Annotated in this window: 11 protein-coding genes; 5 read left to right on the top strand and 6 right to left on the bottom strand. The window is 70.2% G+C overall.

Annotated features, from left to right (window positions below; all coding sequences use genetic code 11):
* Nucleotides 1–104: 104 nt before the first annotated feature.
* Nucleotides 105–1079 (top strand): HEAT repeat domain-containing protein, encoded by a 975-nt coding sequence (locus HUA78_RS14330; protein ID WP_174455064.1) that lies wholly within the window; start codon nucleotides 105–107, stop codon nucleotides 1077–1079.
* On the top strand, nucleotides 1076–1852 hold the full coding sequence (locus tag HUA78_RS14325; RefSeq protein WP_174476493.1) for a TatD family hydrolase: 777 nt from the start codon (nucleotides 1076–1078) through the stop codon (nucleotides 1850–1852). Before HUA78_RS14330 ends, HUA78_RS14325 begins: the two co-directional genes overlap by 4 nt.
* Here the strand turns inward: HUA78_RS14325 and HUA78_RS14320 are convergent.
* The 5 genes from HUA78_RS14320 to HUA78_RS14300 form a co-directional block, all read right to left on the bottom strand.
* Nucleotides 1839–3791 carry an HD domain-containing phosphohydrolase gene (locus HUA78_RS14320; RefSeq protein WP_174476492.1) on the bottom strand — a complete coding sequence of 651 codons (1953 nt, stop codon included), beginning with the start codon at nucleotides 3789–3791 and terminating at the stop codon, nucleotides 1839–1841. The genes HUA78_RS14325 and HUA78_RS14320 overlap by 14 nt on opposite strands.
* Nucleotides 3792–3797: 6 nt before the next feature.
* The gene (locus tag HUA78_RS14315) at nucleotides 3798–5360 is read right to left on the bottom strand and encodes a 3'-5' exoribonuclease YhaM family protein (protein ID WP_174476491.1); all 1563 of its coding nucleotides are present in this window, start codon (nucleotides 5358–5360) and stop codon (nucleotides 3798–3800) included.
* Between the two features lie 48 nt (nucleotides 5361–5408).
* Complete coding sequence (locus HUA78_RS14310) at nucleotides 5409–6548, bottom strand: class I SAM-dependent rRNA methyltransferase (protein ID WP_174476490.1); 1140 nt, start codon at nucleotides 6546–6548, stop codon at nucleotides 5409–5411.
* A gap of 196 nt (nucleotides 6549–6744) precedes the next feature.
* Nucleotides 6745–7113 (bottom strand): hypothetical protein, encoded by a 369-nt coding sequence (locus HUA78_RS14305; RefSeq protein WP_141648331.1) that lies wholly within the window; start codon nucleotides 7111–7113, stop codon nucleotides 6745–6747.
* A 33-nt stretch (nucleotides 7114–7146) separates the two neighbouring features.
* The gene (locus tag HUA78_RS14300) at nucleotides 7147–8742 is read right to left on the bottom strand and encodes an NAD(P)/FAD-dependent oxidoreductase (protein WP_141648330.1); all 1596 of its coding nucleotides are present in this window, start codon (nucleotides 8740–8742) and stop codon (nucleotides 7147–7149) included.
* Between the two features lie 326 nt (nucleotides 8743–9068).
* Here HUA78_RS14300 and HUA78_RS14295 point away from each other — a divergent pair, with 326 nt between their 5' ends.
* A complete protein-coding gene (locus HUA78_RS14295; RefSeq protein ID WP_246137768.1) occupies nucleotides 9069–9269 on the top strand; it encodes a hypothetical protein in 201 nt (66 codons plus the stop codon).
* 95 nt (nucleotides 9270–9364) lie between these two features.
* Here the strand turns inward: HUA78_RS14295 and HUA78_RS14290 are convergent, their stop codons facing one another.
* Nucleotides 9365–10060 (bottom strand): diacylglycerol kinase family protein, encoded by a 696-nt coding sequence (locus tag HUA78_RS14290; RefSeq protein ID WP_174455069.1) that lies wholly within the window; start codon nucleotides 10058–10060, stop codon nucleotides 9365–9367.
* A gap of 78 nt (nucleotides 10061–10138) precedes the next feature.
* On the opposite strand from HUA78_RS14290, the gene HUA78_RS14285 reads away from it, so the two are divergent.
* Complete coding sequence (locus HUA78_RS14285) at nucleotides 10139–12994, top strand: N-acetylmuramoyl-L-alanine amidase (protein WP_174476489.1); 2856 nt, start codon at nucleotides 10139–10141, stop codon at nucleotides 12992–12994.
* 100 nt (nucleotides 12995–13094) lie between these two features.
* Nucleotides 13095–14105, top strand: coding sequence for a type I glyceraldehyde-3-phosphate dehydrogenase (gene gap / locus HUA78_RS14280; protein WP_174455071.1), 1011 nt, complete (start codon nucleotides 13095–13097; stop codon nucleotides 14103–14105).
* Nucleotides 14106–14110: the final 5 nt, after the last annotated feature.

Below are 14110 nucleotides of genomic sequence, written 5' to 3'. Positions count from 1 at the left end.
GTGGCTGTCCAGGGCGAGTCGTGACGGATGGGCGTGAGGTTGGGGCCATTCCCCACTCATGGGGCTCGGGGCCGCGAGGCAGCCGGGCAGCGAGGTGACTGGACGTGACGGATTGGCGTGCGGAGCGAGACCGGGCCTTGCTGACCCTCGAGCGCGAGAAGCGTCCGGCGTTCCGAGCGGAGGCGGCGCAACAGCTCCATCACCTCGCGTTGGAAGCCCCGTCGCCCGCGGCGGACTTCTCGGAAGTGGTGCCCCGGCTGCTGGCGGATGCCCAGCCGGAGGTGAAGCGCTCGGGTATCGCGTTGGCGACGGTGGTCCTTCCTCCCGAGGAGCTGCCCGCGCTGCTCATCTCCTACCTGCGGGACGCGGAGTCGCTGGTGCGCCTGGAGGCCACCGGTCGACTGGCGGACCTGTACCGGCCGGAGCTGCGCGGGGCACTGGCGGGCATGCTCGAAGACTCCGTCCCCGAGGTTCGCTTCGAGGCCGCCCGGGGCATCGCCGCCCTCAAGCATCCGGCGGGACTCGACGTGCTCATCGATGCGCTCGACGCGGACTTGCTGCGCTTTCGCGCCCTCGGCGCCCTGGCCGAGTTGGAGGATGCGCGCGCCCTGCCCGCCGTGAAGCGCCTGTTCGGACGCTGGCTCCTGCCCGCCTTCGACAGGACCCAGGCCGCGGGTGTGCTCGCGAAGCTGGGTGACGCCGCGGGCTCGGCGCACCTGCTTCAGCGCTCGCGCAAGAAGTGGAGTCAGGACCGCGCCCTCGCCGTGGAGCTGCTCGGCGAGGTGAAGGCCCCCGGCGCGCTGGAGCGGTTGAAGGTCATCCTCGACGACGTGAAGGACTCCTGCCGTGGTGCCGCCGCGCGAGGCCTGGGTCGGCTGGGTGACCCTCGGGCGCTGCCCTGGCTGCTCGCGCTGCTCCAGGACGTGAGCGCGGACGAGGAGGACCGGTTGGATGCGGCCGATGGGGTGTGGCGTCTGGGGGACGAGGCGGGCCGCGAGCGTGTGCGCGCCTCGGTGAGCACCTTCACCTCACCCGAGGCCCGGCAGGAACTGGACGACTTGTTTCAGGAGGAGCCATGAGACTGCTGGATGCGCACTGCCACCTGGAAGTGAAGGACTTCGCGGACGTGGCCCCCGTGCTGGAGCGGGCGCGCGCCGCGGGCATCGTCCACGCCATCGTCGTCGGGCAGTTCCACGGCCCTGGCGAGTGGGGCAATGCGCTGGAGCTGGCCGCCGCGCATCCGGAGTTCCTGTCGCCCACGCTCGGCATCCATCCGCACGAAGCCGCGCGGGCCACGGAAGACGACCTGGCCACGCTGGATCGCACCTGCGCCCGCCCGGAAGTCCGCGCCGTGGGCGAGGCCGGGCTGGACTACTACTACGACCACTCACCCCGTGAGGTGCAGGCCCGAGTCTTCCGGCACCAGTGCGCCCTCGCGGTGAAGCTGGGCAAGCCGCTGGTGGTCCACGTGCGTGATGCGCACGAGGACTGCGACGCGATTCTCGGTGAGGTGGGCGTCTCCCGAGGTGTCATCCACTGCTTCACCGGAGACACGGACGCCGCGCGGCGCTACCTGGACAGGGGCTTCTTCCTCTCGCTGTCCGGCGTCATCACCTACAAGAAGACGGAGGCGCTCCAGGACGCCGTGCGCTTCGCGCCGCTGGACAGGCTGATGGTGGAGACGGACAGCCCGTTCCTCGCGCCCGTGCCGCACCGGGGGCGGAAGAACGAGCCCTCTCACGTGGTGGAGACGGCGCGGAAGCTGGCGGAGCTGAAGGGCGTGGCGCTGGAGACGGTGACAGAGGTCACCACCGCCAACGCCGCCGCCCTCTTCAACCTCACGCTGACGTGACGCCGCCGGCCAGGGCCTGGAGGTCCTGGTCCATCTGCGGCACGTCGAGCAGCAGCGCGTCCGGGTCGTACTGGAAGTCGGCCTGCTTGAGCTTCAGCAGGGCCTGCAGCGCGGGCTCTCCGGTGTGGCCGCCGAAGGAGGCAAAGACGACGCGGCCTCCCTCCAGGTGGAGTGAGCCCTCCAGCGTGTGCTGACGCAACTGGAGCTTGCCGCTCTTCTTTCCGCCACCCAGCGTGCGCAGCAGCTCCCGAGGAGGCAGCTCGTCGAAGCTGCCTCGCACCACGCGGCCCGGGCCGTTGTGCAGCACCCGGTCCTCGAGCATCGCGCGCACCGCCTTGGCCACCAGGGACTTGTCACCGGGAGGCAGCAGCTCCGTGGCGCCGCCCATCATCAGCCGCTCGCGCGTGGACGCGTCCGGCTCGCCCACCACGGCGATGGGCAGGCCCGCCGTCTCCGGCGTGGAGCGCGCCTGCTGGAGCAGATCGAGCACCTCTTGCTGCCCCAGTCGCAGGCTCACCACCAGCACGTCGCAGTCCTGCCGCGCCAGCCCGTCCTGCGCGCCTTCCTGCGTGGACAGCGCGTGGGCCACCAGACCCTGCTTGAGCACCGCCTCCAGCAGCTCGCCCCGGGCCGTCTCGTCCGGCTCCACGACGAGCACCTGCCGGCCCTCGCTCTCCAGCCGGTGGCGCAAGAGTTCACCGCTCTGGAGCTGGATGACGATGTCCGCCACCACGGGGTCATAGAGCACGCCCGAGTTCGTCTTCAGGTGCTCCAGCGCCTGCTCCTTCGTCAGCGCCTTGCCCAGCGCGTTGCCGGGGTTCTTCGTCAGCTCCAGGAAGCTGTCCACCGCGGCGAGGATGCGCGCGCCCAGGGTGATTTCCTCGCCCTTGGCGCCCTGCGGGGTGCCGGAGCCGTCCCAGGCCTCATAGAGCTGCGCGAGGATGGTGTTGACCTGCGTGGGCAGGTGCACCGTCTCGAACAGCTTGGTGGGCGCGCGACAGGCCGCGCGGGCCTGGGCCTTCCACTCCGAGTTGACGGCATTGCTCGCGAGCGAGAAGTGCCGCTCGGAGGGTTTGCCCAGGTCATGCAGGTACGCGGAGATGGACAGCGCGGCCAGCTCCTTGTGGGGCATGCCCATGCGCTGGCCGACGATGCCCGCCTGGCGCGCGAGCTGCGCGGAGTGTCCCCGGTGGCGCTGGCGGTCCTGCTCCAGCAGCCCCACGAGGATGCCCAGCGTCTCCACGTAGTCGATGTCGCTGACCAGCCCGCGAGGTCCGCCCGGCTCACGCCGCTGCGTGGAGGAGGGACGCCCCGCCACCTGCGTGCCGCTGGCGCGCTGCAGCCGCATGCGCGCGTCCGTCTCCATCCGGAACGACAGGCTGGTACGGTTGCTGGTGGAGGTGCGGTTGTGCTCCGCGGCCCCCGTGCGCGACGTCGACTCGGTCGGGTTCGAGTGCGCGCTCGCCGACTCCAGCAGCGCGGCGAACGCGGTGGGGTCGCCGTAGTAGTGCTTGCGGATGGCCGCGGCGATGGCGCCGCGCAGGCCCACGTACGCGTAGACCTCCGACATGCCCGTGACGAGGGCAATCTCGTCCATCAGCGCCTTGTTCTGCGGCTCCGCGGCGACCACGGACAACAGCTTCCTGTCCGGGTCCACCGCGAGCGGCAGCACGTTCTGCGCCTCGGCCAGACGCACCGGGAGCCTGTCGAGCACCTCGGTGGGAATCTTCGCCTTGGCCAGCTTGTCCGCGCTCACGAAGCGCGTCTGGAACTCCGCGGCCAGGAAGCGCAGCAACGCCGCTTCCTGGAGGAGCCCCAACTCCACCAGACAATCCCCCAGCTTGTGGCCGGTGATCTTCTGGTGCTCCAGGGCCTGCTCCACGGCCCCGGCGTTGACGAGTCCTGCCTCGATGAGGCGCTCACCCAGCTTCTTCGCCATGACGACTCAGCTTTCCGAGGAGCCCTCTCCATTCTTGGATGTGGACTCGGAGGCGGGGGGCAGGGACGTGAGCGCGCTGAAGGGCTTGAAGGTCAGCTCCTTGGGCAGGCCGCTCGGGTCGCGAGCCGGACGGTCCTCACGGGGCGGGCGGGGCGCACGCTCCTCGCGAGGCGGACGGTCCTCACGAGGCGGGCGGTCCTCACGGGGCGGACGCTGCTCGTCCCGGGCACGCTCCTCGCGGGGCGGGCGCTCCTTGCGCGGCGGACGATCCTCACGAGGCGGACGCGGAGACTCCTCGCGCGCGGCGGGGGCGGTGCCCTCGGCGGGCGGCGTGCCCTGGCTCGGGGACTTCTCCCCCCGGGCCTTGCGCTTCTCCTCGCGAGACTTGCGACGGCCTCCGCCAGCGCCGCCCCCCTCCACCGGAGCGCGGCCCCGGCTGGTGGGCGCGGGGCCCTTCCAGAGCTGACGGTCGTAGTGGCGCAACACGTCCGTCCACTTGTCGTTGGGGTCGCGCTGCATGGCCTCCAGCCACGAGGCAATGCGCGAGTCCAGCGAGTCCAGCGCGTGGACGATGTGCGCCTCCAGCGTCATCGGCACCTTGGGGCTGCCGTACTCGAGCTGGCCGTGGTGGGAGATGACCAGGTGCGTGAGGTGCTGCTCCAGGAGCGGCGGGAAGCCGGGGATGGCCAGCGTCTTCTCGCGAATCTTCTGGGCCGTCATCACCAGGTGACCCACGAGCTTGCCTTCGTCCGTGTAGTCGAAGCCCTTGTCCGGCGAGATCTCCGCCACCTTCATCACGTCGTGCAGCAGCGCGCCCGCCAGCAGCAGGTCGCGGTCCGCCATGGGGTAGTGGTCCGCCACCCGCAGCGTCAGCCGCATCACCGACAGCAGGTGCTCGGCCAGACCGCCACGCCACGCGTGGTGCATGCCCTTGGCCGCCGGCGCCACCGGCAGCCCCGAGGCCACCTGCGGATCCTCCAGGAAGGCAATCAGGAGCTGCTTCACGTGCGGATCACTGACCCGCTCGTTGACGATTTCGCGGATGAGGCCCACTGCGCGAGCGCCACCGCCACCCTCGTGACGGCCCTCGCCCTTGTCCGTCTTCTCTACCTTCTCGACCTTGTCCGCCTTCTCGGCGCGCGGCTCGGGAGCGGGCTTCGTCTCGGCGGCGGGCTTCGCCTCCGGGGGCGGGGCGGGGGGCGGCTCGAACTCCTTGGGGTCCAGGGGCTCGGGGTCCAGACGCTCCACGGCCTCCACGACAATCTGGGTGCGGCCGTGGAACTGGATGACGTTGCCCTGGACGAGCACGAAGTCGCCCGACTGGAAGGCGGGCTCGAGCGCGTCCACCTTGTCGAAGACGCGCGCGTCGACCTCGCCGCTCTTGTCGACGAGCGTCATGGCCAGGAACACCTTGCCACTTCGGGCCGTCACCTTCTCCTTCTTGGTGACGCGGAAGACAGTGTTGACGCGGTCCTTCTCACGCAGGTCGACCGCGTACACCTTGCGGACGGTCTCGACGGAACCTGCCGGGGTGGGGGTCGCGGTATCGGGGACGTTTTCGTTGGTCATCGCGGGCGCGGACACTAGCACCCCGGAAGGCGGCGCGGGGGACTCGCGTCAGGTGACCTCGAGCGCCACCGCGTCGAGGTACTCCGCGCCAGGGGAGCCCACCAGTGTGGGGTGGTCCGGGGGGAGTCCAGGACGGGACAGCCGGGTGGCGATGCGCGCTTCCGCCTCGCAGGCGGTGGCCACCAGCTCGTCGAAGCCGCCCAGGGCCAGTGGTGGGTGGTAGCCGACCACGAGCAAGCGGCCCCCATGGCGGGTGCGCCGCAGGGCGTACCGGATCTGCTCCACGAACTCCTCCTCGGAGCCCACCCGGGGCGTGTCCAGCAACACCAGGTCGAAGGTCTCTCGCACCGCGCGCAGGGCCTGGAGGGCGGTGCCCTTCTCCACCATCACCCGGCCGAACAGCCCGTTGGCCTCCGCGTTCTCCCGGGCCAGGTCTCCGGCATCCGCGTCCGCGTCGAAGGCGAGGATGTGTCGGGCGCCATGCAGTCCCGCGTGGACGAAGAGGCCGCCCACGTTGCAACTGGCGTCCAGCACGCGGCCGTCCCAGGCCATGCGCCCGACGACGCGCCGCAGCTCGCGCTGGTCATACGCGTAGCCCGTGCCCTGGCCGTAGGTGAGGTCCACGGTGAACCGGGCGCCCAGCTCCAAGAGCCGGCACCAGCGGGGCGGGGTGCCGTAGAGGACGTGGGGCCGCTGCGTGGGCAGGCCCAGGACCTGACGGCGCCCGGAATCATTGCGCAGGAGCACCGAGCCCGCGCCCGTCACCTCCACCAGCGCGCGGGTGATTTCCTGGTGCCGCGCGTCCATGGAGCGGGTGAGGGTCTGCACGACGAAGTGCGTGTCGTACCGGTCCACGATGAGGCCGGGCAGGCCGTCCCCGTCATCGTTGACCACCCGGCAGAAGCGCGGGTCATCCACCAGCCGGCCCCGGCGCTCGAAGGCGTGGCGGAGGTGGCGGGGAATCAGACCCTCCACGGCCTCGTCCGGCATGCCCAGGCGGCGCACGGCGCGCGAGGCCTCCAGGTCCACGTCACCCAGGCCCAGCACCGCGCCGTCCTCGTCCCGGAGCTGCACGGGCTCCCCGGGCTGGGGCGTTCCCTCCATGGAGACGATGTCCTCCCGGCGCAGCCAGGGGGCGCCGTGTTTCAGGCGGCGGGCGGCATCCCGGGACAGATAGGTGCTGAGCAAGGTGCGTCCTCCCTCTCGCGTGGTGCCACGGGACCGGACGCCCGTGGACTGCTTCCAGCGGACAACATGGGCCGTGCGCTTGCCGATGTCGGCGGACGCCTGGCCCTCGCGCTGGAGGGCAGGGGAGGGGGCGAGCCGCGAAGCCGGGGGGATGCCGTTTGGAGCGCCTCGGCCGAGGGGACCGGGCCTCTGATGCTCACGGCTGGGGTGGAGGCCGCTTGAACGCCTTGAACGTCACCCGGGTGAGCATGGAGCTGACGACGAGCGCCAGGATGATGCCCAGGATTCGCAGGTGCCAGGAGTCGCGCAGCACCAGCGCCAGGGCCAGCGCGCCCACGAGCACCGCGCCCGCCACGGGCAGCCACTGTCCCCGAGCGGCCAGCCCCGACGACGGACGGCGTGCCTGGGCGAGCACGGGCAGGCTGCCCGCCTTGCGCCACAGGCTGGAGCTCTCCTCCCGCACCTCGTCGTCCGGGTCCACCAGGCCCTGGGTGTAGGCGCGCTCCACGTCACCCAGGCTGGGATAGGTCAGCTCTCCGTCCGGAGTGCGCACGATGTAACGCATGGCAGCTCTCCTTCCGTGAGGCACGACCTCGCCTCACGCCAGCTCGGTGGCAATCTGCTCCGCGATGCGCAGACCATCAATGGCCGACGAGACGATGCCGCCCGCGTAACCGCAGCCCTCGCCCGCCGGATACAGTCCCTTCATGGACACCGACTGAAGAAGTTCGTTCCGCGTGACTCGCACCGGCGACGAGGTGCGGCTCTCGATTCCAATCAGCTTGCCCTCCTCGCTGATGAAGCCGCGCATCTTCCGGTCGAACGTCTTCAACGCCTGCTTGAGCGAGGTGGTGAGCCGCTCCGGGAACAGGCGGTTGAGGTCCACGTGCGCCAGCCCCGGACGGTAGCTGGTGCCTCCCGGGTCCTTCTTCACGCGGCCGGCCAGGTAGTCCGGAATCGTCTGCGCCGGCGCGAAGAAGCGTCCGCCACCCAACTCATAGGCCTTCTCTTCCCAGTGCCGTTGGAACTCCAGGCCCGCCAGCGGGCCACGGAAGCCCTCGCGCTCGAAGTCCGCCACGGAGACGGAGACGACGATGCCGGCGTTGGCGTAGCGCGCGTTGCGGCGCGAGTTGCTCATGCCATTGGTGCACTGGAGCCCGTCCTGGGTGGGCGTGGGCACCACGATTCCACCCGGGCACATGCAGAACGAATAGACGCCCCGCACCTCGCCATCCACGTCCAGGTTCTCCGCCAGCTTGTAGTCGGCGGGGGGCAGCTTCGGATTCTTCGCGGCGCTGCCGTACTGGATGCCGTTGATGAGCGCCTGCGGATGCTCGGCGCGGAAGCCCAGCGCGAAGGGCTTGGCCTCCACGAGGACGCGGCCGTCGGCGGCGAAGCGCTCGTACAATTCCCGCGCGGAGTTGCCGGGCGCGAGGATGACGCGATTGCTCTCCAGCGTGCGCCCGTCGGCCAGCTTCACGCCGGCCACGTGCCCGTCGCGGTAGAGGAGGTCGTCCACGCGCTGCTCGAAGTGCACCTGGCAGCCGCCGGCGATGAGCTCCTCGCGCAGCTTCGCCACCGCGCCCGGCAGGAGGTCCGAGCCAATGTGCGGCTTGCCCTCGATGAGGATGTGGTCCGGCGCGCCGTAGCGGGCGAAGGCCTCGATGACCTTGCGCACCATGGGGTGATTGATGCGCGTGGACAGCTTGCCGTCCGTGTACGCGCCCGCGCCGCCTTCCCCGAAGTTCATGTTGCTCTCCGGGTCCAACGTGCCGTCGCGCATCAGCTTCGCCACGTCCTTGCGGCGCGCGACGACCTCACGGCCGCGCTCCAGCAGGATGCTGCGCACGCCGCGTTCCAAGAGGCCCAGGGCGCAGAACAGCCCGGCGGGGCCGGTGCCGATGATGATGGGCCACTGCTCGGGCGCCTTCACCGGGGGAAGGACTTCCGGCGGCGGAGGGGCTTCGCCCACGTCCGGCGGAATGTGCGCCGGCTTGCGGCCGGGGGCCATCTCCACTTCCAGGGTGTAGATGTAGCGGGGGCTGCCCTTCTTGCGAGCGTCCAGCACTGAACGCACCACCCGCACGGAGGCCAGATCGGAGCGGGTGACGCCCAGCTTCTCCGCGGCCCGCTGACCGAGCAGCTCCTCCGGCTCGTCCAGCCACAGCCCGATGTTGTTCACCCGATACGCCATTGCCGTTCGCTCCTGGTGGGGGCGCGTATCTGCTTCACCCCGGTGAAAGATTGCAAGCACTTGAAACCACGGGGGGCCCGAGCCCTCATCCGGGTGCGTATCCCGTGATGCACCCCGCCATCCACTTCCCTCGGGGGTTCCCCAGGGTGCGTAGGCTCCTTCGCACCCCTGGCGGGGCCATGCCGGGCCATATTTTCATCCAAGCCATTGGAATTATTACGGAATCATTCCGGAAGAGAACGACTGGCACGGGGGTTGAAGAACAGGGCTCGCGTGATTACACGGCGGCCCCCCTCATTTCGCCGCCCCATTTGGAGGCATTCACTGTGAGCACCGATCAAAAGGGCACCCGGATCCTGGCGCGCACCTTCTTCAACCAGCTGCGCGCGAGCGGGTACACCCCGCACCAGGTCATCGGCATCGCCACGGAGCTGCTTGATCTGGTGACGTCGGACCTGAAGGAAGGCGACAAGGAAGTCGCGGTGCCGGCCCAGGAGCAGGGCTCCGAGTGGCGCCAGCGCGCCTGATGGTGCGAGACTTCACCGAATAGACCCTCGGCGGGTGAGCGGGCTCCGGACTGGTTTTCGGGGCTCCCGCCCACGAGGTGGCAGGTGGACCGGCGTCAGCCGGTTTTTTTATGTCCGCTGATGGGCGAATCGCCCGGTGGCTGCCCCGTGGAGCGCGCTTCGCGTCGGCGGGTGTAGGCCGCGGACCCGGCGACGAAGAGCAGCCCCGCCGTCATCGCGCTGAAGACCATGCTGGCCGAGCGTGTCGCCAGGATGCCCAGCAGCACACCGCCGCCGAGGAAGGCGAGCAGATCCACCCAGAGCGGGCGGCGCTGGGGGAGCACGAGCACGAGGACACAGGCCGTCAGGGGGATGCCGAACGCCACCTGTCGGATGATGGCGTCCGTGCTGGTGCGCACCGTCTCCCAGTTGTGCACGAGGATGGCCGCGAAGATGACCACCGTGCCCAGCGCGAGCACGAGCACGCCCGCGGCGGCGGCGTCCTTGGTGAGCCGGGCCTTCTCGTCGAACTGCTGCACGGCCAGGTCGACCAGGTGCTCCAGCGCGCTGTTGAGGATCTCCGCGAAGAAGATGAGCAGCACGCAGAAGATGAGCGTCACCTTCTCCGCGAGCCCCAGGGCGATGCCGCTGCCCACCAGTCCCACCAGCATGGCGGAGGTGAGGTGCACGCGCATGTTGCGCTGGTGGACGACGGTGTGGATGAGGCCCGCCCATGCGTGGCCGAACGAGGCGAAGAGCCCCGAGCCGCGACGAGGAGGGAAGTGGGGAGGTGGCCGGGCAGGTACGGTCATCGGAAGCTGAAGGGGCGGGCAGGCTAGCACTCACGGGTTCGATTGCCGTGGAGATGTGAATAGGTAAGGTCACTCGCCATGAGCACCAACTTCTTCCGGGCGCGTCCAGGTGGCGTGCTGCTGGCCTTCCTGTTGACGTCGTCACTCGCGGGGGCCCAGGCCCCTGCCCCTGTTCAAGAAGAAGAAGTGAACGCCTGTGGGCTGGAGCCTCCCGGTGTGGTGTACCTCCCGGCGCCCTCGCCCCGCGCGCATGAGACGCGCAAGCTGAGCGCCACCGAGGCGCCCGTCGTGAGGCGGGAAGCTCGCGATGGGACGGTGCGTGTGTCGCTCTCGGGCGTACCGCAGACCCGGACGCGGGCCGGAGCGCTGTCCGGGAAGGTCATCTATCTGAGCCCGGGCCACGGCTTCTACCGGGCCGCGCCCCTGGGGCGCTGGGCCACGCAGCGGCCCAACACGTGGGCGGTGGTGGAGGACCTCATCTCCGCCGAGGTTGTGAACCAGTACCTGCTGCCCATGTTGATGGGCGCCGGCGCCACGGTGGTGCCGGTGCGCGAGTCGGACCTCAACCCGCGCATGGTCATCGTCGACGAAGGGGGCGTGGGCTACTCGCAGGAAGGGGACGCCGGCCTGTTCCAGACCACCGCGCAGAAGGGCTGGGGCACGCCCCCGACGCCCATGGGCAACGCGGTGGAGCCGTTCACGCTGGGGGCAACGCGCGTGCTCACCACCGCGACCACTCCCACGGCGTCGGCCACCTGGGCGCCGGTGGTGCCGGCGGATGGTCACTACAACGTCTATGTCTCCTATGGGGCGGACCCCGCTCGGACGACGAACGCACACTATGTGGTGCGCCACTCGGGAGGGGAGAGCCACTTCCGTGTCAACCAGCGCCGCCATGGCGGGACGTGGGTGCTGCTGGGCCGCTTTTTCTTCAAGTCGGGCGCGGGGCCGGAGGCGGCCTCGGTGGTGTTGAAGAACGACGCGGAGGAGGGGAGCACGGTGTCGCTGGACGCCGTGCGCTTCGGCGGCGGCAGTGGCGTCATCGGTGATGCTCAGATGGCCGCGCTGCCGCGCCCCCGCTACGAGGAGGCCGCGCGCTACCACGTGCAGTTCAGTGGTGCCCCGGCATCCGTGTACGCGCCCACCGGGGCCAACGCCCTGGCCAACGAGCGCAACGCGGACGTGACGGCGCGCGCGCGCTTCGCGGCGTGGCTGCACGAGGAGGGCGAGGATGCGGTCTACGTGGCCTGGCACACCAACGCTTCGACGACGGGAAACGTCGTCGGCACCGAGGCCTACGTGTACGGGCCGAACCCGGTGGACGGCACGCTGAACTTCACGGGCGTGCCTGGCAGTGACGTGCTGGCGCGAGCGCTGCTGGACGAACTGGGACGGGACGTCCGTCGAGAGGTGGACGCCAACTGGCGCGTGCGCAACCTGCGCTCCGCGAACCTGGGCGAGGTGAACCCCACGCACAACTCGGAGATGCCGTCCGTGCTGCTGGAGATCGCCTACCACGACGCCGTCGCCGACTCGAACCGCCTCAAGGAGCCGGCCTTCCGCCGCGTTGCCGCGCGCGCCATCCTCCAGGGGCTCATCAAGTACTTCGCCACCCGCGACGGCGTGGCCATCCAGCTTCCTCCGGAGGCGCCGGGTGCGGTGGTGGCGCGCAACGCCTCGGCGGGCACGGTGGAGGTCCGCTGGGCCATACCCGCGGCGAACCCGGACGAGGAGGGCCATGACGCGCCCACCGCGTACCGCGTCTATCAGAGCGCGGATGGTCAGGGCTGGGACGAGGGGACCGAGGTGACGCAGACGACCTTCAGCCTGCCGCTGGCGGCGGGCACGGTGCGCTACTTCCGAGTCGCGGCGGTGAGCGCGGGCGGCGAGGGCTTTCCCTCCGCCATCGTCGGAGTTCGCGCGGGCGAGGCGCCGCCGGCGCTGGTCGTCAACGCGTTCGAGCGGCTGGACTCGGCGCTGGCCTGTGGCGAGGCGCTGGACGTCTATGACCTCCAGGCTCCGCTGCGGGTGCTGCTGGAGGCGATGAACGACGGCACGTACGTGCGTCGCCATGGGGATGCGATGAGCCAGTCGGGGCTCGCCTTCGACAGCGCGACGAGCGGCGCGGTGGCGGCGGGGCTGGTGTCCGTGGGAGCGGGGTACCGCGTGGTGGATTGGTTCACCGGCCGGGGTGGCGAGGCGGGGGCCCGTCCGACGCGCGCGGAGCAGGACGCGCTGCGCGCCTTCGTGACGGGGGGCGGTCACCTGTTGTTGTCCGGTGGTCAGTTGACCTCCGCGCTGTCGGTGGGGGACGCGGACGACAAGGCGTTCCTCGCGGACATCCTCCGGGCCTCGCCTGGCACGGGCACTCCGCCCTTGAGCGTGGAGGGCGTGCCGGGGGACTTCCTCTCCGAGTTGACCGGACTGACGCTGGACGACGGCACCCGGGGGGCCTACCCGGTGGGAGTGACGGACGTGCTCACCCCGGCGTCGGGGGGCTCGGCGGTGTTGCGGTACGCGGGGACGAACCTGTCGGCTGGCGTGTTCTCAATGCCGGGGGGACAGGTGCTCCTGCTGGGTGTTCCCTTCGAGTCGGTGGTGGACCGGGCGGCCCGGGCGCGGCTCTTGTCCGCGTTCCTGGTGCGCGCGGGCTTCCCCGCGCCGGCCACGCCGCCCGTCGGGGACTCTGGCGATTCGGGCCCAGGCCTCCTGAGCGGATGCGTGGCGCCACGCGGGGTGGACCCGCATCCTCCGGAGCCGCCCGAGCCTCCGGCCCCCATCGTCCTGGACGTGCTGCCGCAGTTCTATCCGCTCGGTGACTCCGGCTGCGGCTGTGGGGCGAGCGCGGGAACGGGCACCGGACTCTGGCTGTTGCTCGGGGTGATTGTTCAGCTTCGGCGCGCGCGTCGTCGCGCGAGCGACGTGAAGCGTTGACTCGGCGGGGCCGCGTGCCTACGGTCGGCGGCCCTTATTTTCTGACGTGATGACCCGTGGGCGCCCCATCTGCGCCCACCTCTCCCAAGGAGACACGAACATGGCCACCCGCATCGCCATCAACGGCTTCGGTCGCATCGGTCGCTGCATCCTGCGCGCCGCCCTCAGCCGCAAGGAAGACCTCGAGATCGTCGCCATCAACGACCTCGACAAGCCCGCCGCGCTGGCGCACCTGTTCAAGTACGACTCCGTGCACCGCACCTGGCCGGGCGAGGTGAAGTCGACGGACAAGGGCATCGTGGTGGACGGCAAGGAGATCACCGTCACCGCGGAGAAGGACCCCACGGTGCTGCCGTGGAAGAGCATGAACGTGGACGTGGTGCTGGAGTGCACCGGCCGCTTCACCAGCCGCGAGGGCGCCGAGAAGCACCTGAAGGCGGGCGCCAAGAAGGTCCTCATCTCCGCGCCGGCCAAGGGCCCGGACCTGACCATCGCCTACGGCATCAACCACGGCGAGTACGACGCGGCCAAGCACCACATCGTCTCGAACGCGTCGTGCACCACCAACTGCCTGGCGCCCGTCGCCAAGGTGCTGTTGGACGGCTTCGGCATCGAGAAGGGCTTGATGACGACCATCCACAGCTACACCAACGACCAGCGCATCCTGGACCTCACCCACGATGACATGCGTCGCGCCCGCGCCGCCGCGCTGTCCATGATTCCCTCGAGCACCGGCGCCGCGAAGGCCATTGGCGAGGTGCTGCCGCAGCTCAAGGGCAAGATGCACGGCATGTCGGTGCGCGTGCCCACCCCGAACGTGTCGCTGGTGGACCTGACGGTGAACACCACCAAGAACGTGACGGCCGAGGCCATCATCGAGGCGTTCCGCAAGGCCGCCGCCGGCCCGCTCAAGGGCATCCTGGAGTTCAGCGACGCGCTGACGGTGTCAGTGGACTACAACGGCAACCCGCACTCGGCCATCTTCGACTCCACGAACTGCTTCGTGATGGGCGACAACATGGTCAAGGTCATGGCCTGGTACGACAACGAGTGGGGTTTCTCCAACCGCATGGTGGACACGGCGAAGTTCCTCGTGTCCAAGGGCGTCTAGTCCCC

Origin of the sequence: Myxococcus sp. CA033, from assembly GCF_013336625.1 — a bacterium.
GTDB classification, from domain to species: domain Bacteria; phylum Myxococcota; class Myxococcia; order Myxococcales; family Myxococcaceae; genus Myxococcus; species Myxococcus llanfairpwllgwyngyllgogerychwyrndrobwllllantysiliogogogochensis.
The sequence above is the reverse complement of the archived record's forward strand: the minus strand, read 5'-3'. Positions and strand labels throughout refer to the sequence as shown.